General features: G+C 39.1%; 20 protein-coding genes and 2 pseudogenes. 21 read left to right on the top strand and 1 reads right to left on the bottom strand.

The features are described 5' to 3' along the window. Positions 1-16: 16 nt before the first annotated feature. From BF9343_RS17805 to BF9343_RS17755, 13 genes and pseudogenes are all read left to right on the top strand, one after another. Positions 17-997, top strand: coding sequence for a glycosyltransferase family 10 domain-containing protein (locus BF9343_RS17805; protein ID WP_010993523.1), 981 nt, complete (start codon positions 17-19; stop codon positions 995-997). A 51-nt stretch (positions 998-1048) separates the two neighbouring features. Next, the gene (locus BF9343_RS17800) at positions 1049-1900 is read left to right on the top strand and encodes an alpha-1,2-fucosyltransferase (RefSeq protein WP_032534013.1); all 852 of its coding nucleotides are present in this window, start codon (positions 1049-1051) and stop codon (positions 1898-1900) included. Continuing rightward, positions 1897-2883, top strand: a complete 987-nt coding sequence (locus BF9343_RS17795; RefSeq protein ID WP_010993521.1) for a glycosyltransferase family 2 protein — start codon at positions 1897-1899, stop codon at positions 2881-2883. Before BF9343_RS17800 ends, BF9343_RS17795 begins: the two co-directional genes overlap by 4 nt. After that, on the top strand, positions 2880-3965 hold the full coding sequence (locus BF9343_RS17790) for an EpsG family protein (protein WP_010993520.1): 1086 nt from the start codon (positions 2880-2882) through the stop codon (positions 3963-3965). The genes BF9343_RS17795 and BF9343_RS17790 overlap by 4 nt, the downstream gene beginning before the upstream one ends. A gap of 34 nt (positions 3966-3999) precedes the next feature. Further along, positions 4000-4827, top strand: a complete 828-nt coding sequence (locus BF9343_RS17785; RefSeq protein ID WP_032534012.1) for a glycosyltransferase family A protein — start codon at positions 4000-4002, stop codon at positions 4825-4827. Between the two features lie 44 nt (positions 4828-4871). Continuing rightward, a complete protein-coding gene (locus BF9343_RS17780) occupies positions 4872-5624 on the top strand; it encodes a glycosyltransferase family 2 protein (protein WP_010993518.1) in 753 nt (250 codons plus the stop codon). Then, positions 5621-6517, top strand: a complete 897-nt coding sequence (locus BF9343_RS17775; RefSeq protein ID WP_010993517.1) for an NAD-dependent epimerase/dehydratase family protein — start codon at positions 5621-5623, stop codon at positions 6515-6517. Before BF9343_RS17780 ends, BF9343_RS17775 begins: the two co-directional genes overlap by 4 nt. A 115-nt stretch (positions 6518-6632) precedes the next feature. Continuing rightward, positions 6633-7583 (top strand): MraY family glycosyltransferase, encoded by a 951-nt coding sequence (locus BF9343_RS17770; protein WP_010993516.1) that lies wholly within the window; start codon positions 6633-6635, stop codon positions 7581-7583. Between the two features lie 6 nt (positions 7584-7589). After that, a pseudogene (locus BF9343_RS24215) lies at positions 7590-8173 on the top strand (N-acetylmuramidase family protein). A gap of 320 nt (positions 8174-8493) precedes the next feature. Then, positions 8494-8973 carry an HU family DNA-binding protein gene (locus BF9343_RS17760; protein ID WP_005791037.1) on the top strand — a complete coding sequence of 160 codons (480 nt, stop codon included), beginning with the start codon at positions 8494-8496 and terminating at the stop codon, positions 8971-8973. A 24-nt stretch (positions 8974-8997) separates the two neighbouring features. Then, positions 8998-9090 carry a smalltalk protein gene (locus BF9343_RS23790; RefSeq protein ID WP_149245192.1) on the top strand — a complete coding sequence of 31 codons (93 nt, stop codon included), beginning with the start codon at positions 8998-9000 and terminating at the stop codon, positions 9088-9090. A gap of 273 nt (positions 9091-9363) precedes the next feature. Further along, a pseudogene (locus BF9343_RS23160) lies at positions 9364-9528 on the top strand (PD-(D/E)XK nuclease domain-containing protein); the annotation flags it as partial. Between the two features lie 163 nt (positions 9529-9691). After that, positions 9692-11764, top strand: a complete 2073-nt coding sequence (locus BF9343_RS17755) for an LruC domain-containing protein (protein WP_010993514.1) — start codon at positions 9692-9694, stop codon at positions 11762-11764. Between the two features lie 49 nt (positions 11765-11813). Here the strand turns inward: BF9343_RS17755 and BF9343_RS17750 are convergent, their stop codons facing one another. Beyond that, on the bottom strand, positions 11814-12248 hold the full coding sequence (locus BF9343_RS17750; protein ID WP_005791034.1) for an acyl-CoA thioesterase: 435 nt from the start codon (positions 12246-12248) through the stop codon (positions 11814-11816). A 79-nt stretch (positions 12249-12327) separates the two neighbouring features. Between BF9343_RS17750 and BF9343_RS17745 the strand changes: the two genes are divergently transcribed. From BF9343_RS17745 to glmM, 8 genes are all read left to right on the top strand, one after another. After that, positions 12328-12891 (top strand): L-threonylcarbamoyladenylate synthase, encoded by a 564-nt coding sequence (locus tag BF9343_RS17745; protein ID WP_008770002.1) that lies wholly within the window; start codon positions 12328-12330, stop codon positions 12889-12891. Beyond that, positions 12891-14681, top strand: coding sequence for a chloride channel protein (locus tag BF9343_RS17740; protein ID WP_032497022.1), 1791 nt, complete (start codon positions 12891-12893; stop codon positions 14679-14681). Before BF9343_RS17745 ends, BF9343_RS17740 begins: the two co-directional genes overlap by 1 nt. 94 nt (positions 14682-14775) lie before the next feature. Next, positions 14776-15750: a methionyl-tRNA formyltransferase gene (gene fmt, locus BF9343_RS17735; protein WP_008770001.1), complete on the top strand. Its 975-nt coding sequence runs from the start codon at positions 14776-14778 to the stop codon at positions 15748-15750. A gap of 162 nt (positions 15751-15912) precedes the next feature. Next, the gene (gene rpe / locus BF9343_RS17730) at positions 15913-16563 is read left to right on the top strand and encodes a ribulose-phosphate 3-epimerase (RefSeq protein WP_005798369.1); all 651 of its coding nucleotides are present in this window, start codon (positions 15913-15915) and stop codon (positions 16561-16563) included. A gap of 9 nt (positions 16564-16572) precedes the next feature. Further along, positions 16573-18672 carry a ComEC/Rec2 family competence protein gene (locus BF9343_RS17725; RefSeq protein ID WP_010993513.1) on the top strand — a complete coding sequence of 700 codons (2100 nt, stop codon included), beginning with the start codon at positions 16573-16575 and terminating at the stop codon, positions 18670-18672. Between the two features lie 51 nt (positions 18673-18723). After that, on the top strand, positions 18724-19755 hold the full coding sequence (locus tag BF9343_RS17720; protein ID WP_005791024.1) for a DHH family phosphoesterase: 1032 nt from the start codon (positions 18724-18726) through the stop codon (positions 19753-19755). A gap of 142 nt (positions 19756-19897) precedes the next feature. Next, entirely contained in the window at positions 19898-20542 is a 645-nt protein-coding gene (locus BF9343_RS17715) for a DUF4827 domain-containing protein (protein ID WP_008657631.1), read from the top strand. A 36-nt stretch (positions 20543-20578) separates the two neighbouring features. After that, the gene (glmM, locus tag BF9343_RS17710; protein ID WP_005791020.1) at positions 20579-21967 is read left to right on the top strand and encodes a phosphoglucosamine mutase; all 1389 of its coding nucleotides are present in this window, start codon (positions 20579-20581) and stop codon (positions 21965-21967) included. Positions 21968-22006: the final 39 nt, after the last annotated feature.

The raw sequence follows: 22006 nt of genomic DNA, 5'->3' as shown, positions 1-22006 counted from the left end.
TAATAAGTGATTCTATATGAAAAAAGTATTCATTCCTATAAATACCAAAATTCCTGTTGAAAGGCAGTTCCCTAATAGAGTTCCTATTTGGGGAAATTACGAGTTTATTATATCTACTAAAGAACCAGAGCAAGAATACGATTATGTTGTGGTATTAGATGACATTGAATATTCTCTTCGTTTGATGTGCTGTAAGCAAAATATATGTTTATTTACAGGAGAACCTCCATATGTTAAGCTTTATCCTCGTAAATATTTAAACCAATTTGGGCATGTTTATACGTGCCAATCCAGTGTATTAAAAAGAGATAATGCCTGCTTATCTTATCCTGCATTACCTTGGATGCTATATTACAATTTCTATAATGACAAACAAAAAGAAGAGTTATTAATAGATTATGATTTTTTGAAAAATAGACCAACATTACAGAGGAAAAATAAAATCTGCTTATTTACTTCTAATAAAAAAATATCTAAGGGGCATATTGAACGCATTAAGTTTGCGTTGAAATTGCAAGAGGAAATGCCTGATTTGATTGATATATATGGTTCTGGCTTTACTAATGTTGATTATAAATATGAAGTGATGGTACAATATAAGTATGCCATTGTAATAGAAAACTGTTCATATCCGTATTATTGGACTGAGAAATTGGCTGATACTTTCTTGTCAGGATGCTATCCGATATATTTTGGTGATCCACATATTGGAGATTTTTTTTCAAAGGAAGAAATGGCTGTGATTGATATTAGGAATTTTGATGAAAGTAAGCAGACTATAAAAAAAATAATAGATAATAATGTTTATGAGAAGCAATATGAGAATATTTGTCATGCACGAGACAAAATTTTAGATAAATATAATATGTTTTCTTTAATTTCGAGTACACTGGATTCAATACCTGCTAAGTTAGATAAGGAAAAATTACTTCTTTCTCCTATGCGGCTTAGTGTTTTTGATAGAATTAGAAATAGAATATACAGGTTGTTTTATTAGTTATATGTGAGCCATTTTATATGTTAGATTAATTTGTTTTTTAGATGTTGTATGAAAATAGTACAAATAATTGGTGGATTAGGCAACCAAATGTTTCAGTTTGCATTTTATTTAGCATTAAAGGAAAAGTATGTTAATGTAAAATTAGACACTTCTTCGTTTGGTGCTTATACGCACAATGGATTTGAACTTGATAAAGTTTTTCATGTTGAATATCTAAAGGCGTCCATCCGAGAAAGAATAAAATTGTCTTACCAGGGAAGTGAAATATGGATAAGGGTGTTGCGTAAACTATTGAAACGAAAAAAAACAGAATATGTAGAGCCATATTTGTGTTTTGATGAGAATGCTATATCATTATCGTGTGATAAATATTATATAGGATATTGGCAAAGCTATAAATATTTTACGAATATAGAAGCGGCTATTCGTGGACAGTTTCATTTTTCTAAAGTTTTAAGCGATAAGAATGAGTTCATAAAGAAGCAAATGCAAAATTCAAATTCAGTGAGCCTTCATGTTCGATTAGGAGACTATGTTAATAATCCTGCTTATTCTAATATTTGTACTTCTGCTTATTATAATAAAGCCATAAATATAATTCAAAGCAAAGTCTCAGAACCAAAATTTTTTGTTTTCTCAGATGATACTGTGTGGTGTAAGGATCATCTAAAAATACCTAATTGCCATATTATAGATTGGAATAACAAAGAAGAATCGTATTGGGATATGTGTTTAATGACTTATTGCAAACATAATATAATAGCAAACAGTTCTTTTAGTTGGTGGGGAGCTTGGCTTAACACAAATCCCGAGAGGATTGTTATTGCCCCTGGGAAGTGGATTAATGATGACAGAGTACAAGTAAGTGATATTATTCCTTCTGATTGGATTTGTGTATGAATAGTAATCCTTTTGTCTCAGTTGTAATGTCGGTATATAATGGAGGGGAGTTTTTAAAAGACGCTATCAATAGTATACTTAGTCAAAGTTATAAGAATTTTGAATTCATTATAATAAATGATGGCTCCTCGGATAATTTTTCGGAGATATTGGAATTATATGATGATGAAAGAATTAAAGTCCTAAATAATCAAGAAAATAAGGGTCTTGTTTATTCATTAAATAGGGGATTACTGGAATCTATTGGTAAATATATCGTTAGAATGGACGCTGATGACATCAGTTTGCCAAATAGAATTGAAAAACAAGTCGAGTTTATGGAGAGAGAGCCTGAAGTTGGGGTTTGTGGCTCTTATATTGAGATCTTTGGTGATACAATAAAGCGGAAAGTACAAAGATTCCCAAGTAATGTCAATGTGAATGAAGCTTTTCTATTATTTTCTACTTGTTTAGCTCATCCATCCGTTATTATCCGTAAATCTATTGTAGATAAATATAAGTTACGTTATGATGACCGATATTTGCATGCAGAGGACTATGCTATTTGGTGTCAGGCAGTTAAATATACTAAGATTTCTAATATTAGGGAAGTATTATTGAAATATAGAATATTAGAATCAAGTGTCACTAGACAAGCAAATAAAAATTTTCAGTCGCGTTTTGATGTTCACAAGTCAATTTATAAAGATATTTTTAGAAATAAAGGGATAGATTATACGGAAAAAGAGTTGTATTTGCATTTCATCATTTCGGATAATAATAGATTTAGAAATCAAGCTTTAACAATAAGACCATCAGAAATAAATGCTCACCTTACAAAAATATTGTCTCATTATAGAGGGGCTAGCAATTATAAATATATTGCTTTCTTAGTGAATAAAAGAGGGTTGAGTTTGTCGAGATGGTACTCAGAGAGCAGAGGCTTCTATTTTATTATGTATCTTTTTAAATTCTTGTATTATAAGATTCAGATAAAGAAATGATACCTTACGCTTTCATTATATTATTAGTTGTGTTTTTCAGTGTTTTTGATTTTTCTAATTTAAATGTTTTTAAAAAGAAAATATTATTATTTTTTCTTTCCTTTATTCTAATATTATTTGTTGGAACACGATTTGAAACAGGTGATGATTGGGGCGAATATACAAAGGTGTTTGATAAAATTCCACTAGTAAGCGATTTATGGAATGATAACGGTATGTTTCTTTTGTTCAGAATGGAACCTGGTTACATTCTATTTAATAGTGTAATTAAATCTTTTGGTGGGAGTATAAATGAAGTCTTTTTATTATCGTCAATAGTTGTTATTTCCTTATTTTTTGTATTTCAAAAAAGGTATACACTACTTCCTTTTTTAGCTGTATTACTTTATATGCGTTATGGGTATATGCAGTTTAATATGATGTTTGTCAGACAAGGAATAGCTATATCTATCTTCTTTTATTCTTTAAAATATATAGAAGATAAAAAAATAATAAAGTATTTATTAATCAATATATTATCCTCTCTTTTTCATTCGAGTTTATTAATAGTTCTTCCTCTGTATTTTGTTATTAACAGAAGATATAGTAACATTTTTTTGTGTACAGTTGTATTTATTTCTGTACTATTGTCTTTCTTTGACTGGATGGGAGCTATTCTTAGTTTTTTTCCTCCTTTTATACAGAGCAGTTTAACAAGCTATACGGAATCAGACGTGTGGGGCGGTATGACTGGTAAGATAAATATAGCAGTTGCTGAAAAATTTATATTACTTTTAATGTGTTTGAGGCTTCGGGAAAAATTGGAGCAAAAAAACATCTCATTTAATCTGGTTTTTAATCTGTTTGTATTGAGTATTATTTGTTATTATGCCTTTTTCCAAACGTATGTATTTCAGCAGAGGACTGTACTCATATTTCAACTGTCGACAATTTTTATTATCTCGCAATTGTTTCTGTTCTTTTCTGTTAAGAATAGAATGATGGTGCTTTTTATATTGAATTTGATGGTAATCTATTTTTTCTTTAGATATATAAATATAGGGAAGGATGTTTATCTGCCTTATAGGTCGTGGTTGATTTAGAATTAGATTACTGAGCATCTATAATCTAATGACAATGCTTTTATCTATTATTGTTCCCACATTTAAACCTCAAAAAACTTATTTTGAGGAGTGTCTTTTTTCGTTATTTAACCAAACGATGTTTCACTATTTATATGAAGTGATAGTTGTATTGAATGGTGATATTGACACACAGTACACGGATATGATATTAGATATATTTGCTTATAAACCAGCTGGCTTGTATTGTAGGTTGATAAAAACTGATCAAGCAGGCGTATCTAATGCGAGGAATCTTGGCATTGATGCTGCAAAAGGGCAATATATTGGTTTCGTTGATGATGATGATATTGTCTCTTCTGATTACCTTGAAGAATTGTGTAAAATATCTTCTCGGAATATAGTTGGAGTTAGTAATGTGCATACATTTAGAAAAACGATAGAAGAGAAGGAGGATAATTTTTTTGCTTGCCGAATTATTCAACAAAGAGAGTGTCAGTATTCTTTGTTTAGAAATCGAGCTATATTAGCATTTCCTGTCGCTAAATTGATACATCGAGATATTATTGGAAATAGAAGGTTTAATCCACGATTTAAAAATGGAGAGGATGCGCTTTTTATGACCGAAATATCGGATTTGATTGGAGGATTTCGTTTTACGAAAGAATATACTACTTATTATGTGAGAGAGAGAGCTGGCTCTGCTTCAAGAAGACCTCTTAAACGAGGACAATTGTGTTGGGATACTTTTATGCTAATAAAAGCATATGTATCTATTTATTTGTCTTCTCCTTTCTCGTATAATTTCTTACTTTTTGCTTCTAGAATTCCAGGGTCCATTAAAGGGGCCATAAAACTGTCACGTAATACAGCTTTTTTTTAGTAAAGTTTTGTCTGTCTTGTGTTTTTGTTTAATATTGTTGAATAATGAATGAACTTGTTTCTATTATTACTCCCTGTTATAATTCTGCGGCTACTATACGAGAAACGATCCGATCTGTCATAGCACAGAGCTATGTTAACTGGGAGTTGTTGATAATTGATGACTGTTCAAATGATGATTCTGTGAAAATTATAATGGAATTTATGGATACGGATTCTCGAATTTATTATTTGAAAACAGAGCATCCTTCTGGGGGACCAACTCTTCCTCGTAACGTCGGGATACAAGCTGCAAAAGGACGTTTTATAGCATTTTTAGATAGCGATGATATTTGGCTTCCTAATAAATTGTCTACTCAACTTCCTTTATTTATTAATGATAATGTTGCAATTGTCTATTCTGATTATGAGAAAATATCTGAAGAAGGAAATCGTACGGGAAGAATCGTTAAATCAGATCCCTATCATCATTATAAATCTTTATTGTGTGGAAATGAGTTAGGATGTTTAACTGTGGTTTATGATACGCAAAAAATAGGGAAACGTTATTTTAAGTTTATTGGACATGAGGACTACAATCTTTGGTTAGATATTCTCAAAGAAGGTTTTATTGCTATAAATACAAATATTTGTTTGGCGTTGTATAGAATACGCAAAGGTTCTGTCTCTTCAAATAAATTGAGAGTTATAAAATGGATTTGGCATATTTATAGAGTGGAACAGAAAAAAACAATCTGGTTAAGTTTGTATTACTCATTGTCAGATTTGAATAAATCTCTTTTTAAATATTTAAAATGAATCTTCTTTTTACGGGTGCTTCTGGTTTTCTAGGGAGAAATATTTGTTTTTTGCTAAAAGAAAAATATAAGATAGATACTATGGGACTTGCTCTGCAGGATAATTACAAAGTGGATATAGCGCAAGAAATCCCGACACTAAATATGCCATATGATGTTGTTTTACATGCTGCAGGAAAAGCCCATTCAATACCTAAAACGGAGGTAGAAAAACAAACCTTCTTTGATATCAACCTGCAAGGTACAAAGAATTTGTGTACGGCTTTGGAAAATTTTTGTACGCCTAAGGCCTTCATTTTCATTAGTACTGTTGCTGTTTATGGCTGTGATTTTGGTGAGAATATTACCGAAGAATATTCGTTGAATGGAACTAGCCCTTATGCTTTAAGTAAGATTAAAGCTGAGAAATATCTCGAAGGGTGGTGTAGTATGCACAATGTAAAATTGAGTATACTTCGTCCTTCTTTAATTGCCGGGCCTAATCCTCCGGGAAATTTAGGGACAATGATCCATGGTATTAAGAGTGGCAAGTATCTGAGTATTGCGGGAGGAAAAGCCCGGAAGAGTGTTTTGATGGTGCAGGATATTGCCAATCTTGTTCCTTTATTAGTAGAAAAAGGAGGGATATATAATGTTTGCGATACTTATCAACCTAGTTTTCGTGAGTTGGAAGAGATTATATGTAATCAGTTAAATAAAAAATTGCCTTTGTCTATTCCTTATTATTTTGCTAAAGGTATGGCAGTTGTTGGTGATTGTTTGGGAGAAAAAGCTCCGATTAATTCTTTGAAGCTCCGTAAGATTACGAACTCTTTGACTTTTAGTAATGAAAAGGCAGTACGGGAACTTGGATGGAAACCTGTGAATGTGTTAGAGAGTTTTCGGATAGAGTAAATTGAATTATGACTATTATTTGCTGGATTTTGGGAATACTTATTGTAATTATTCTCGTAGCTTTTCTTTGTGTTCAATTTTGGTTTTATCTGATTTATAAAAACGGTTAACTTACATGTATTATATTCTTATATTAGTTCTGCTATTTCTGGCAGAACTTTTTTATTTTCGTATTGCTGATAAATGTAATATTATCGACAAGCCGAATGAACGGAGTTCGCATACCCGTATTACTCTGAGAGGTGGAGGAATCATTTTCTATTTGGGTGCATTGACTTTTTTCCTGACGAATCAGTTTGAATACCCTTGGTTTATACTGGCTTTGACCTTGATCACTTTTATCAGTTTTGTAGATGATATCCGTTCTACTTCGCAAGGTTTGCGTTTAGTCTTCCATTTTATGGCAATGGCCCTGATGTTCTATCAATGGGGATTGTTTAGCTTGCCTTGGTGGACGTTGCTTGTCGCTCTGATCGTCTGTACGGGGATTATCAATGCCTATAACTTTATGGATGGCATTAACGGCATTACCGGCGGATATTCATTGGTTATCCTGATTTCTTTGGCATATGTGAATGCAGAAGTGATCTTCTTCACAGAACAGAGTTTTATTTATACGATGATTTGTTCTGTGTTGGTGTTTGACTTCTTTAATTTCCGTAAGAGAGCGAAATGCTTTGCCGGTGATGTGGGTTCGGTCAGTATAGCTTTTGTAGTCTTGTTCCTGATCGGGAGTTTGATTTTTCAAACTAAAGATTTCAGCTGGCTTGTATTGCTTGTTGTGTACGGAGTGGATAGTGTGTTGACGATCGTACACCGATTGTTGCTACATGAAAATATTGGTTTGCCTCACAGGAAACATTTGTATCAGATCATGGCCAATGAGCTGAAGATACCACACGTGGCAGTGGCATTGACCTATATGTCGGTGCAAACCGTAGTTCTAGTAGGATATTTGCTGTTACGGGAGTATGGATATGGGTATTTATTAGGGAGCATCTTGGTGTTGGGGCTATTATACTTCCTATTTATGAAGAGATTCTTCTATTTACATAAATCAAATTAATTACTCATGGAAAACTTAACAGAGAATGATTTTCAACGTGTGGCAGATTGGCTTGGCGTTGAAGTGGCAGTGGTAAAAGCCGTACAGACAGTTGAAACCGGTGGTCGTGGGGGCTTTGTGGCGCCGGGGAGGCCGATAATTTTATTTGAAGGTCACATCTTTTGGAGAGAACTCAAGAAGCGGGGACTTGATCCGGAGAGGTATGTTGTCGGTAATGAAAATATTCTTTATCCCAGTTGGAGAAGGGTCATTATTATGGAGGGATAAGAGAGTATGAACGTCTGGAAAAGGCCCGAGAAATACATAAAGAAGCTGCTGACGCTTCCACTTCATGGGGAATGTTTCAGGTGATGGGCTTTAACTATGTGATGTGCGGGTACGGCAGTGTAGATGAAATGGTGAAAGATATGTGTTCCGGAGAAGATAAGCAACTGGAGGCATTTGCCAGGTTCATTAAACTTGCTGAGTTACGGCCCAATCTGGAGCGGAAAGACTGGACCGGTTTTGCCAAAAGATATAATGGTCCCAGATATGCTCAGAATCACTACGATAAAAAACTGGAAGAGGCTTATCGGAGATTTACGAAGTAGAAAAGAGATATGCCCTAATGAGTATAGATTTTTGTTTCGTCCCCGGTTTTATGCCATGCCAGGTATAAAACCGGGGACATTTCGTTAAACGGGTATAATATGAATAATCGGACAATAGCAGAGTATGTGAAGTAGATGTATAAGAAAGAATTAAGTAATAATACTGATAATGTGATGATTATAACTTATTCTGCATAACTTGATCCGGATGCCCTGTTTTCTTTTGTCATCTTCCTGCAAATGTTCACCTTTGCAATGTTGATCAACGCAATGTGAATAAAATCAGTAGTAATAACATTAAAAAAAGGAGATGCAGGAATATGGCATTATTTTATAAAGCAGTAAAATCGACTATGGCAACTAAGTCCGGTGATAAGAAATGGCACTTGAACTTGGTGAAGGTAGGCAAGGTGGTATCTACTCAGCAATTGGCTGAGATGATTGCGGAAAAATCGTCATTGACTCCGGGTGATGTGCATAATGTGGTTCGGAACTTGATGACAGCGATGCGTAGTGCATTGCTGGACAGTAAGACGGTACGTCTGGACGGATTGGGTACTTTTACGATGAAAGCGCGTACACGAGGAAGGGGAGTGGACAAAGAGGAAGAGGTGAACCCGAATCAGGTGGCAGCCCTTCTTTGTCATTTTACTCCTGAATATACTCGTCCTGCGGCTATCGGTACTACCCGGGCTTTGTTTCAGGGTGTTGAGTTCCAGAAAGCGAGTGGGATCGGTGCTTCGGGCAATAATGGTTCCGGAGGTGGTGATGGAGACATAGTAGATGATCCGACTGCGTAGTTAGCGGTTCTATAGGATTAGAATATGAGGAAAAATAATTGGAACATCTTTTTGAAAGTAATCATTGCTGTGGCAAGTGCTATTGCCGGGGTAATAGGAGGTCAGGGATTACTTTGACGGTCAGCCGATCATTTCGGTTGAAATAATAAATGCCGTTGTCTGTTTGAAAGAATGGATAGCGGCATTTTATTATATGGTTTACGGAATCGGTAATTAGGAATAATCTTGTATATTTGTGAGTGAAGCCATTAATAGGAATACGCTATGGCTAAACTTTACCCGATTGGGATACAGAACTTTGAAAGTTTGCGAGATGATAATTACTTTTATATAGATTCTCATTTGAAAACCTCTAAATCTTCAGTTTAGAGGATGAAAAATGCGGGGTAGCATGTGATGGAGTTCAAATTTGACGGGAGTGCGGAAGAGGCTTTGAAACAGATAGAAGAAAAGGGATATGCCGCTCCGTTTGCCAATGATTCCCGCCAACTGATAAAGGTAGGAGTGAATTTTAGCTCGAAAACAAGGAATATTGATAGTTGGATCGTGGACTGACTGTAAGCTTCACATGGCTATATAAATTGATATAAAAAGAATAAAATCTACATTAAGATGATTAGATTTTGTAAGTTTCTGTTTTTTTGTTATTTTTGTATTCAAGTTAGGTTGTTAATTTACTGAATATAGTAACCTTACACAAACAGACAAACATCGTCTTATGAAGAGAAATGTATCATTGCTGAAGTATGCACTGCTGATAGCACTTTGCTGTGTAGCATGTGTAAATGAGAAAGATTTGTATGAACCGTCGGGGGAGGATCCTGGCGAAACGGAAGAGTTGGACCTATCGTTCAAATTCGCTTTGAGATCCGATAAACAGATTCATATATCTGTTACCCGGGCAGATGGAAAAGCTGCTGAGGGGATAGGGGTTGGAGTGTATCTTCAACAGCCTTATGAAGAAGACGGGATTATTTCCGGTAAGCCTCTCTATATGGGCTATACAGATGGGAATGGGCAGATTGATGCTACTATTTCTGTTCCGGCAAACAGTGATAAGTTGTATGTCGCTTCGTTGACAGCCGGTTATCCCGGAGTGCAGGAGATGGATGTGCAACCTTCGATGACGTGCAACTTGACTGCAACAGCCTTTCAAATCAAGACTGCTACTACCCGTATGGTTGCTACCCGGAGTGAAACAGGATTGGATGTTCCCGTCGACCAGAAACTAAGCAATCTTTATGAATTGTATAGCCCTTATACTGATTCGGAGATTGGAAAAGACGGTATACCACTTTTGAATGCTTCTCCACTTGTTACGAAAGAGGAATTATCTGCTAAGTTTCTAAATTTAATGAATAGTTGGTATCCGGAACAGAAGAATGTGCAGGATGTGGATTTGAAAAAGAGTTCTGACCTGGTGGTGACTGACGAATTGGGAGCGGAAGTGTGGGCTACGTATGTCGGTGATGGTGGATTTTATGTAAATAATGCGACCGTCTACAATGTGTTGGCTTATTATAGCTACCAGGAAGGGGAGCTTGGCAGACGTGAAGATATACAGGGACATCGTATGACTTTGTTACTTCCGAATACTCATCAGCAAAAGTGTCCTTCGGGTTTAAAAGTACAATTGTTGTATTGGGACGGAAAACAATATAGTAAGGTATTCCCGAAAGGTGCACGTATCGGTTTTGCTATGGCACGTGACGGATTGAATATAGCTAATGTAAATGCTGCCAATGGAGGAGTGAATTCAAAAAGTTCCTATAAGTTCAAGAATCAGACCTTCCCGAATGGAGATGTTAATGGCTTTTATTATTCTACCCCATCTTTGAATGCAACGAAAAGGACGAATGCGGTGATTCGAAATGTGCCCGATTATAACTGTTGCATTATGGGCTTCGATATTCGCCCTTATGATGATCCGAAAGCTGATTATGATTTTAATGATGTGATGATAAAGCTTACCGCATCACCGGTATCTGCCATAAAACCGGAAGAAGACATTCCGGTGATCGATGAATTTACTCCATCGGAGGCTGTTTACGGTACATTGGCCTTTGAAGACCAGTGGCCTAAGATGGGGGACTATGACTTCAACGATTTTGTGATGAATTACAGTTATGAGTTGGAGAAAGGGGATAATAATATGATTACTGCTCTAAAGTTGACTTTCACGCCGATTGCAAAGGGAGCAGCTTCATGGACGCATATCGGTGTAGGCATCGAACTGCCGCTTTCGGCTGACAATATCGACGAAGCAAAGTCGGAAGGTGCTACACTTGAAGAGGGTAATGACCGGGCCACTTTTATTGTCTGGAATGATGTTAATACTGCTTTCGGTACGACTGAAGGATATGTGAATACGGAGGGTGCGGCGGTCGGAGTTTCCGCTATTCCGGTTGAAGTAACCGTACGACTGAAGACTCCTGTCAGCAACTTGTTAACTCAGAAGTTTAATCCGTTTATTTTTGTCAACAGCCGTCAAAGAGAAATACATCTGGTAGATTATAAGCCGACAAAACATGCCGACACTTCACTCTTCGGGACAGAAAATGACAGATCGGATCCTGGGGCTGAAGTTTATTATCGTATGGATAACCGATATCCATGGGCTCTTGATTTCCCACGGAAGGAAGACTCTTCACCGGCCTGGAATTATCCCAAGGAAAGAGTTATCATTACGAAAGCATATCCTAATTATGAGAAATGGGTGCTTGATCAATCCAATCTTTCCTGGTTTGACGCGAGTGTGTCGGGGAACGTGAATAAGGAATTCTTATATTAAGGAGAAAAACAAAATCCTCCGTAGAAAAAAGGTATCTACGGAGGATTATTTATTTTTTCTTTCTTAAGTCTCTCCCTTCGAACCGGCAGATTGCCTCTATCCATTCTTCGGTCAGTGGCTTGGATTCGTGTCTTTCCAGATCGAATGTCACCATGACCGAACGACAGATGCATTTCACTTCCATTGTTTCGGTGTCGATGACCCGTTGCAGCAGATGAAAGCTTTTGGTTCCGATTTCGCAAACTGCGGTTTGTACGGCGATGTGGTCCGATGAAAAAATCTGTGCCAGAAAGTCGGCTTCAATGTGTACGACTACAATGCCGTCTTTTTCCCAGTCGACTCCCGGGCATACAGAAGCGAAATATTCTGTTTTGCCGAGATCGTAAAATGAAAAATAGACGGTGTTGTTGACGTGTCCGAATTTGTCTACGTCGTTGAATCGTAGTTGTATAGGTAAACTGTGATGAAATTCGATTTCTTCCATTTGTTTTCTCTTAACCTTTGTTATTATTGGGCAAAATTAGTATTTTTGCACGTTATTCTCACAAGAAATAGATCAAGAAATGATAGAAGACATTAAAAAAGCTTGTCAAGTGATGAGCGAAGGCGGGGTGATTCTCTATCCCACCGATACGGTTTGGGGAATTGGCTGTGATGCTACCAATGAAGACGCTGTGCGCCGGGTGTATGAGATAAAACGACGTGCTGACAGTAAGGCGATGCTGGTATTGGTAGACTCGCCGGTGAAAGTGGAATTCTATGTGCAGGATGTTCCTTCGGTAGCTTGGGATTTGATTGAGGTTGCCGATAAGCCATTAACTATCATTTATTCCGGTGCCCGCAACCTGGCTTCAAATCTGCTTGCAGAGGATGGAAGCGTAGGCATCCGGGTGACAAACGAGGCGTTTTCCCGTCGTTTGTGCCAGCAGTTTCGCAAAGCGATTGTCTCGACATCTGCCAATGTCAGCGGACAACCGGGAGCAGCCAATTTTAATGAAATCAGCGAAGAAATAAAATCGTCGGTGGATTACATTGTCAATTTTCGACAAGATGATATGAGTCGTCCTAAACCATCGAGTATCATTAAACTGGATAAAGGTGGAGTGATCAAGATTATTCGCGAATGATGGAAAAAGAAAAGATAAGTTTATTACAGCGCTTTATTATCTGGCGCGAGAATAAAATCAAAGAAAAGCAGTTTATTCTCATTTTAAGTTTTCTGGTCGGTATTTTTACTGCCATTGCTGCACTGCTCCTAAAATTCTTTATTCATACGATACAGAATTTCCTGACAGATAACTTTAATACGACGGAGGCCAACTACCTGTATCTGGTTTATCCGGTGGTCGGTATTTTTCTGGCAGGATGGTTTGTACGCAATATCGTAAAGGATGATATCAGCCATGGAGTTACGAAGATTCTTTATGCAATTTCGAGGAGGCAGGGGCGTATCAAAAGACATAATATCTGGTCGTCGACCATTGCCAGTGCCATTACCATCGGTTTCGGCGGATCGGTAGGAGCCGAGGCACCTATTGTGTTGACCGGATCGGCAATCGGGTCGAATTTGGGAAGTATGTTCAAGATGGAGCACCGTACACTGATGTTGCTGGTAGGCTGTGGAGCGGCGGGTGCCATCGGAGGTATTTTTAAAGCGCCTATTGCCGGACTGGTGTTTACGCTGGAAGTACTGATGATCGACCTTACCATGTCGTCTTTATTACCATTGCTGATTTCGGCTGTCACGGCTGCCACTGTTTCGTATATTACGACCGGACAGGAGGCTATGTTTAAATTCCATCTGGATCAGCCTTTTGAATTGGAGCGTATTCCTTATGTGATTCTTTTGGGAATCTTTTGCGGATTGGTATCGCTTTATTTCACTCGCGCTATGAACTCTGTGGAAGGAGTATTTGGCAAACTCTCCAATCCGTATAAGAAGTTGGCATTGGGAGGTGTGATGCTGAGTGTGCTCATCTTCCTCTTTCCACCCTTGTATGGTGAAGGTTACGATACGATCGAACTATTGTTGAACGGCGTGAGCAATGCCGACTGGGATACGGTACTGAATAACTCGTTGTTTTATGGATACGGTAATCTGTTGCTGGTCTATTTGGTGCTGATCATTCTGTTGAAAGTCTTTGCGTCGAGTGCGACCAACGGTGGAGGCGGATGTGGCGGTATTTTTGCACCTTCGCTGTATCTGGGATGTATTGCCGGTTTTGTGTTTTCGCACTTTAGCAATGATTTTGACTTTACCTCTACTTTGCCCGAAAAGAACTTTGCGTTGATGGGAATGGCAGGGGTTATGAGTGGAGTCATGCATGCACCTCTGACTGGAGTATTCCTGATTGCCGAGCTAACGGGCGGATATGACCTCTTCCTGCCTCTGATGATTGTTTCGGTCAGTTCGTATCTGACAATCATCGTGTTTGAACCGCATAGTATCTACTCTATGCGTTTGGCTAAAAAGGGACAGTTGCTGACCCATCACAAGGATAAAGCAGTATTGACACTGATGAAAGTCGAAAATGTGGTTGAAACTGACTTTGTCAGCGTGCGTCCGGAAATGGATCTGGGCGAATTGGTGAAGGCGATTTCAACTTCGCATCGTAATATGTTTCCTGTGACGGATAAAGACGGGGTCTTGCTGGGCGTCGTGCTACTGGACGATATCAGGAACATCATGTTCCGTCAGGAACTTTATCATCGTTTTACCGTTAGTAAACTGATGACCTCGGTCCCTGCCCGTCTGTATGATACAGATAGCATGGAACAGGTGATGCAGACTTTTGACGATACAAAAGCATGGAACTTACCTGTGGTCAATGAAGAGGGAAAATACCTGGGATTTGTATCCAAATCTAAGATATTTAATTCATATCGCCAGGTATTGGTACATTTCTCGGAAGATTGACGGAACGGCGATGGCCGTATGTAACGGATAGTGTGCTTTGCAGGCAATTCGTTACTTTCGTAATCTGCAGTGTGAAACTCATAACTTATAAATTATGAAGAAAGAAGATTTAAGAATTGTATATATGGGGACTCCGGACTTTGCCGTGGAAGCCCTGCAATGTCTGGTTGAAGGCGGTTATAATGTGGTTGGAGTGATTACGATGCCCGATAAACCTGCCGGTCGCGGACATAAAATTCAGTATTCTCCGGTAAAGCAATATGCACTGGATCATCAACTGCCTTTGCTGCAACCGGAAAAACTGAAAGATGAAGAATTCATTCAGGCGTTACGTGAGTGGAAAGCCGATCTACAGATTGTTGTAGCTTTTCGTATGTTGCCGGAAGTGGTATGGAATATGCCACGTCTGGGAACTTTTAATCTCCATGCTTCTCTGCTTCCGCAATACCGTGGAGCAGCGCCTATAAACTGGGCAGTGATCAACGGAGACACCGAAACAGGTATTACTACTTTTTTCCTGAAACATGAAATAGATACGGGGGAAGTAATCCAGCAAGTACGTATTCCCATTGCCGATACGGACAATGTAGAGATTGTGCATGACAAGTTGATGCATTTGGGCGGTCGGTTGGTTATAGAAACTGTAGACGCTATTCTGGAGGGAAAGGTGAAATCAATTCCTCAGGAAGAAATGGCAGTGGCAGGCGAACTTCGTCCGGCTCCGAAGATTTTTAAAGAGACCTGCCGAATTGACTGGAATCAGCCGGTGAAACGGGTTTATGATTTTATTCGTGGGCTTTCGCCTTATCCGGCTGCATGGAGTGAGTTGGTGAATCCGGAAGGGGAAGCGGTTGTCGTGAAAATCTTTGAGAGTGAGAAGTTGCCAAAGGTGCATACGTTGGCTCCCGGAAGCATTGTTACTGATGGAAAAAACTTTTTGAGAGTGGCTGTGCCGGATGGATTTGTAAATGTCCTTTCGTTGCAGTTGCCAGGTAAAAAGAGACTGAAGACAGATGAACTTTTACGTGGATTCCATCTGACTGAAGCATTTAAGATGAAGGCTGTGTAATAACAGATAGTGCATTATCCTTTTGGGATATGAGCCGATCCCGTTGATTATAATTATGAATTTGAAATAGCAGAAAAAGAATTTCTGCCAAATAAATTGTTATTGAGGGGAGCCCTGATGTTTTTTTGTTAATTTTGTGCTATTATTTTAAGAATGATGAATATGAAACCAATTATATCCCCTTCTATCCTTTCTGCAGATTTCGCATATCTGGCAAAGGACATTGAGATGATCAACCGTAGTGAAGCAGACTGGGTACACATTGATATTATGGACGGAGTATTTGTGCCGAACATATCTTTCGGCTTTCCGGTACTGAAATATGTAGCTAAGTTAACTTCAAAGCCGTTGGATGTACATCTGATGATAGTCAATCCGGAAAAGTTTATTCCTGAAGTGAAGGCATTGGGTGCCCACATCATGAATGTGCATTACGAGGCATGTCCTCACTTACACCGGGTCGTGCAACTGATTCGTGAAGCAGGTATGCAACCAGCGGTCACTATCAATCCGGCCACTCCGATAACCCTGTTGCAGGATATTATCCGGGATGTATATATGGTGCTGGTTATGAGTGTGAACCCCGGATTTGGCGGACAAAAATTTATTGAACACTCGGTAGAGAAAGTGAAAGAGCTTCGTGAACTGATTGAGCGTACCGGATCTAAAGCACTGATCGAAGTTGATGGAGGGGTAAATCTGGAAACAGGCGCCCGTCTGATAGCTGCCGGGGCAGATGCATTGGTGGCAGGAAATGCTATCTTTGCTGCTGAGAATCCGGAAGGAATGATTCACGCCATGAAAGGGCTGTAGAGCCGTCTTGTGAACTTTCAGTATTTACACCGATATCCTTTTATACGCCTGCTATTCCCTCTGATAGCAGGCTTTCTTGTTGGCAATGGGTTGTTTTTTAGGGGAGTCTGTGTTTCGAAGGGCGTGCTGGCAGGAGGGCTGGCAGGATTATTTCTTCTGCTCCTAGTCGTTTATTTTTCTCACCGTTACTCTTTACGTTGGATGTTCGGCTGTATTTTGTACCTGTTCGTGTTTTTTGGCGGAGCAGGTGGAATAAATCAGGCTTTGCAACAGACGCTTTATTCTTTTTCGGAACAAAAATGTGTTTACCGGGCTGTAGTGTCGGAACAACCGGAGCCTAAGGAACATAGCTTCCTTTGTCGGGCATTTTTGGAGGAAAGGCAGGATTCAGTGTGCACCATGCCGGTAAATCGAAAAGTTTTGCTTTATATATCGAAGGATTCATTGTCCGAAGGGTTACGTAGTGGGGATGAGTTAATATTTTTTGCCCATGTATCTCCACCTTCAAATAATGGTAATCCCGATGAATTTGATTATGCGCGTTATCTGCGCTACAAAGGGATTAGCGGGATTGCTTTTGTTGCAAGTGGGAATTGGAAAATTACCGGATATCGGTTTTCCCGATCATGCAGGCAGATTGCATTGGAATACCGGGATCGGATTCTTGACCAATATCGTGCTTTGAAGTTTAATCCGGATGAATTTGCCGTACTTGCCGCACTTACGGTAGGTTATAAGGAGGAGTTGAGCGAAGATATTCGGGAAACTTACTCTGTATCGGGAGCCAGTCATGTACTGGCACTTTCCGGACTTCATATCGGGTTTCTGTATATGATGCTTCTGTTTTTTCTGAAGTGGCTGCCAGGGAATGCTTTTGGTGTGAGACTTTTTCGTGCGGTAGTGATAATTACCGCATTGTGGGGATTCGCTTTTTTTACCGGTCTCTCTCCTTCGGTCGTCCGTTCCGTTATCATGTTTTCACTGTTGGCTTTGTCGGTTTTATCCCGGCGTACAGGTATTTCACTCAATACACTTGCATTGACTGCATGTATCATGTTGGTGGTTCATCCTTTTTGGCTGTTCGATGTAGGATTTCAACTTTCATTTTCAGCAGTTGCAGCTATTCTGTTATTATATCCCTGGCTGTTCCGCCAATTGCCGGTCGGTAATAGCTTGTTAAAGAAGGTATGGGCATTAATGAGTGTTTCGCTTGCTGCACAAATAGGTACTGCTCCTTTGGTTTTATTGTATTTCTCCAGATTTCCTACTCATTTTTTGTTGACTAATCTGTTGGTAATTCCACTTGTTTCAGGCATCATGTATGCAACGGTCGCATTGCTGGTACTCACCCCTTTTCCTATGCTTTATACAGGATGTTCAGTGGTAGTGAGATCTCTTGTTGATTGGTTGAATACTATGGTCCGTTGGGTGGAACATTTACCGTTGGCATCTATAGATCGTGTCTGGATCTATCCGACAGAAGCTTTTGCTTTTTATCTGGTCTTGTTGATCGGTATACGTTATAAAGTAGTGCGCAGTTTGAAATGTTTATATGTTTTTGGTATTTGTATCTTGGCTATGGGAAGTTTTCATTGGGTGAGCAGAATGATGGACCATCCGGTGCAAAGCATTGTTTTCTATAATGTCCGGGGATGTCCGGTGGTGCATTGTATCGAAGCTTGTGGTAAGTCGTGGTTGGCTTATGCGGACAGCATTCCGGATGAAAGACGGCTTTCGCGTGCAGTAGCCGGATATTGGAATAGACTGCATCTGGATGTTCCGGTTGCTATAACAGACAATTTTCATTCGTCCGGTTTTTGGATGCAGGATCATTTGCTTATGTTCGGTAATAAACGTATTTGTATGGTTAGTGACAATCGTTGGCGGAACAAAACCGTTGCTGAATCGTTAAACATAGATTATTTGTATGTATGCAAAGGCTATACAGGGAAGTTGGAGTCATTGGTAGGTTTGTTTCATTGCCGGGAAGTTATTTTGGATTCTTCTCTGTCTGCTTATTATAAAGAGGCTTATAGTGAAGAATGTCGCCGGTTGGGGTTGCATTTTATCTCCCTTTCCGACGAAGGTTCTGTGAGGTTTTTGCTCTAAGTACAAAGATTTATCGTATTTTTGCCAACTCAATATTTATACAAACAAGTTATGCTGACTAAAGTGATTGCTCAGGCTCATATTGATCATTTTACCAAATGGTTTGAACGGGCCGACAAAATAGTAATTGTATCTCATGTGTCACCTGATGGAGATGCCATTGGTTCATCATTGGGATTGTATCATTTTTTGGATTCTCAAGATAAAATTGTTAATGTGATTGTCCCCAATGCTTTTCCCGATTTTTTGAAATGGATGCCGGGTAGTAAGGATATTTTGCTGTATGACCGTTACCAGGAATTTGCCGACAAGCTGATTATGGAGGCGGATGTCATTTGTTGTCTTGACTTTAATGCGCTGAAGCGTATTGATGAAATGAGTGATATAGTGGCCGCTTCACCGGGGCGCAAAATAATGATAGACCACCATCTTTATCCTGAAGATTTTTGCAGAATCACCATTTCACATCCTGAGATTTCCTCTACTTCCGAACTGGTGTTTCGATTGATTTGCCGGATGGGATATTTTAGTGATATCTCCAAAGAAGGAGCCGAATGTATCTATACGGGCATGATGACAGATACCGGAGGGTTCACTTATAACTCTAATAATCGTGAAATCTATTTCATCATCAGTGAGTTACTCTCAAAAGGAATCGATAAAGATGATATTTACCGGAAAGTCTACAATACTTATTCTGAAAGCCGTTTGCGTCTGATGGGATATGTGTTATCGAATATGAAGGTGTATAAAGATTACAATTCCGCCCTTATTTCACTGACAAAGGAAGAACAGGGCAAATTTGATTATATCAAAGGGGATAGCGAGGGGTTTGTCAACATACCTCTGTCTATCAAGAATGTCTGTTTTTCTTGTTTTCTACGTGAGGACACTGAAAAGAAAATGATTAAGATTTCTCTCCGTTCAGTAGGTAAGTTTCCTTGTAATCGGTTAGCTGCGGAATTTTTCAATGGCGGCGGGCATCTCAATGCGTCCGGAGGGGAATTTTACGGTACTATGGAAGAGGCTGTAAAAGTGTTTGAACAAGCATTGGAGAAATATAAACCACTTTTGAAAGAATAAAGTGGTAAGTTGACGGTTGGCTCATCGCTCTTCCGTTAAAAGTTGAAAGTCAAAGGTTAAAAGACTTGAACTTTCTGCTTTTAAATCTATAGATTCGACTAATTTAAAATACATTTGTACGGAATATACTTAAGATACAGAAATGAAAAAACTTCTATTGTTATTTTTTTCCTTGTTAGCCTTTGGATATATGTTCCAGGCTTGCGACAATTCGAAGACTTATGCTGAAATGCTGGATGAAGAGAAAGACGCAGTAAACGCCTTTATTAAAAAACACAATATCCAGACTATTTCCGAGAGTGACTTTGAAGCAAACGGATATAAAACGGATACGACCAAGAACGAATACGTGGCTTTCTCAAACGGAGTCTACATGCAAATTGTGGATAAGGGTATAGTTACCGATAAACCGGAAAATGACTCTATCAAGAATAACAATATTGTAGCCGTACGCTTTGTAGAGCACGACATTAAGGCGAACGATACCACTTGCTTCAATGTGGTGCTTCCCGGTTTCGAAAATTATCCGAACTACTATACTTATCCGGACGTTTTCCGTTATGTGGATAACGGTACTTCAGTAGCCGGTGTATTTACAGAGGGGTCGATGTATGCCAAATATGGTACGACGGATGTTCCTCCCGGATGGCTGCTTGCTTTAAAGTATGTTACCAATTATGCCCATGTGAGAATGATTGTACCTTCGAAGATGGGACATCAGAGTGCAAACCAATATGTAAACCCCTATTTCTACGATATTCGTAAATTTCAGAAAGCATTGAACTAAAACTACTAAATAACCAATTTTCTAAAACAACAACCTATGACTCTAATCAAATCTATCTCTGGTATCCGTGGAACCATTGGCGGAGGCGCAGGCGAAGGACTGAACCCGCTTGACATTGTAAAATTCACGTCGGCTTATGCCACTTTGATTCGCAAAACATGCAAATCAAAAAGTAACAAGATAGTAGTGGGCCGTGATGCCCGCATTTCCGGTGAGATGGTAAAGAATGTCGTAGTCGGTACCTTGATGGGTATGGGCTGGGACGTAGTTGATATCGATCTTGCTTCTACTCCGACAACCGAACTGGCTGTTACAATGGAAGGGGCTTGTGGCGGTATCATTCTGACTGCATCACATAACCCCAAACAATGGAATGCATTGAAATTGCTGAATGAGCATGGAGAATTCCTGAATGCAGCCGAAGGGCAAGAAGTACTTCGTATTGCTGCTGCCGAGGAGTTCGATTATGCGGATGTCGATCATTTGGGATCTTATCGCAAAGACTTGACTTATAATAAAAAACATATCGACAGTGTATTGGCACTCGATTTGGTAGACGTTGAGGCTATCAAAAAAGCTGATTTCACAGTGGCTATCGACTGTGTGAACTCTGTAGGAGGTATCATCCTGCCCGAATTGTTGGAACGTCTGGGGGTGAAACACGTCGAAAAACTCTATTGTGAACCGACCGGAAACTTTGCCCACAATCCGGAACCGTTGGAAAAAAATCTGGGAGATATCATGAACCTGATGAAGGGTGGAAAAGCTGATGTAGCGTTTGTCGTTGACCCGGACGTAGACCGTTTGGCGATGATCTGCGAAAACGGTGTGATGTATGGTGAAGAATATACACTGGTTACGGTGGCAGACTATGTATTGAAACATACTCCGGGCAATACTGTATCCAATCTGAGTTCTACCCGTGCTTTGCGCGACGTAACCCGCAAATATGGTATGGAATACAATGCTTCTGCTGTAGGCGAAGTAAATGTTGTGACCAAGATGAAAGCAACAAATGCCGTGATCGGTGGTGAAGGAAACGGTGGAGTGATTTATCCAGCCAGTCACTACGGACGTGATGCTTTGGTAGGTATCGCATTATTCCTTAGCCATTTGGCACACGAAGGTAAGAAGGTTAGTGAGTTGCGTGCAACTTATCCTCCTTATTTCATTGCCAAGAACCGTGTCGATCTGACTCCGGAAATCGATGTAGATGCCATTCTTGCTAAAGTGAAAGATATCTATAAGAATGAAGAGATCAATGATATTGACGGTGTGAAAATTGACTTTGCCGATAAGTGGGTACACTTGCGCAAGAGTAATACCGAACCGATCATCCGTATATATAGCGAAGCATCGACTATGGAGGCTGCTGAGGAGATCGGGCAGAAGATTATGAACGTAATCAACGAATTGGCTAAGTAAGTCATTTAATAAATATACGAAAGGCTGTATTGGTAACGA

Origin of the sequence: Bacteroides fragilis NCTC 9343 (assembly GCF_000025985.1) — a bacterium.
GTDB lineage: Bacteria > Bacteroidota > Bacteroidia > Bacteroidales > Bacteroidaceae > Bacteroides > Bacteroides fragilis.
Note: the sequence above shows the minus strand (reverse complement) of the source record. Positions and strands in the feature narration are given on the sequence as shown.

What these genes read in the sequence shown, in the direction of transcription:
- BF9343_RS17805 (WP_010993523.1), top strand. Translation starts at nt 17, where the DNA reads ATGAAAAAAGTATTCATTCCTATAAATACCAAAATTCCTGTTGAAAGG.
- BF9343_RS17800 (WP_032534013.1), top strand. Translation starts at nt 1,049, where the DNA reads ATGAAAATAGTACAAATAATTGGTGGATTAGGCAACCAAATGTTTCAG.
- BF9343_RS17795 (WP_010993521.1), top strand. Translation starts at nt 1,897, where the DNA reads ATGAATAGTAATCCTTTTGTCTCAGTTGTAATGTCGGTATATAATGGA.
- BF9343_RS17790 (WP_010993520.1), top strand. Translation starts at nt 2,880, where the DNA reads ATGATACCTTACGCTTTCATTATATTATTAGTTGTGTTTTTCAGTGTT.
- BF9343_RS17785 (WP_032534012.1), top strand. Translation starts at nt 4,000, where the DNA reads ATGCTTTTATCTATTATTGTTCCCACATTTAAACCTCAAAAAACTTAT.
- BF9343_RS17780 (WP_010993518.1), top strand. Translation starts at nt 4,872, where the DNA reads ATGAATGAACTTGTTTCTATTATTACTCCCTGTTATAATTCTGCGGCT.
- BF9343_RS17775 (WP_010993517.1), top strand. Translation starts at nt 5,621, where the DNA reads ATGAATCTTCTTTTTACGGGTGCTTCTGGTTTTCTAGGGAGAAATATT.
- BF9343_RS17770 (WP_010993516.1), top strand. Translation starts at nt 6,633, where the DNA reads ATGTATTATATTCTTATATTAGTTCTGCTATTTCTGGCAGAACTTTTT.
- BF9343_RS17760 (WP_005791037.1), top strand. Translation starts at nt 8,494, where the DNA reads ATGGCATTATTTTATAAAGCAGTAAAATCGACTATGGCAACTAAGTCC.
- BF9343_RS23790 (WP_149245192.1), top strand. Translation starts at nt 8,998, where the DNA reads ATGAGGAAAAATAATTGGAACATCTTTTTGAAAGTAATCATTGCTGTG.
- BF9343_RS17755 (WP_010993514.1), top strand. Translation starts at nt 9,692, where the DNA reads ATGAAGAGAAATGTATCATTGCTGAAGTATGCACTGCTGATAGCACTT.
- BF9343_RS17750 (WP_005791034.1), bottom strand. Translation starts at nt 12,248, where the DNA reads ATGGAAGAAATCGAATTTCATCACAGTTTACCTATACAACTACGATTC.
- BF9343_RS17745 (WP_008770002.1), top strand. Translation starts at nt 12,328, where the DNA reads ATGATAGAAGACATTAAAAAAGCTTGTCAAGTGATGAGCGAAGGCGGG.
- BF9343_RS17740 (WP_032497022.1), top strand. Translation starts at nt 12,891, where the DNA reads ATGGAAAAAGAAAAGATAAGTTTATTACAGCGCTTTATTATCTGGCGC.
- fmt (WP_008770001.1), top strand. Translation starts at nt 14,776, where the DNA reads ATGAAGAAAGAAGATTTAAGAATTGTATATATGGGGACTCCGGACTTT.
- rpe (WP_005798369.1), top strand. Translation starts at nt 15,913, where the DNA reads ATGAAACCAATTATATCCCCTTCTATCCTTTCTGCAGATTTCGCATAT.
- BF9343_RS17720 (WP_005791024.1), top strand. Translation starts at nt 18,724, where the DNA reads ATGCTGACTAAAGTGATTGCTCAGGCTCATATTGATCATTTTACCAAA.
- BF9343_RS17715 (WP_008657631.1), top strand. Translation starts at nt 19,898, where the DNA reads ATGAAAAAACTTCTATTGTTATTTTTTTCCTTGTTAGCCTTTGGATAT.
- glmM (WP_005791020.1), top strand. Translation starts at nt 20,579, where the DNA reads ATGACTCTAATCAAATCTATCTCTGGTATCCGTGGAACCATTGGCGGA.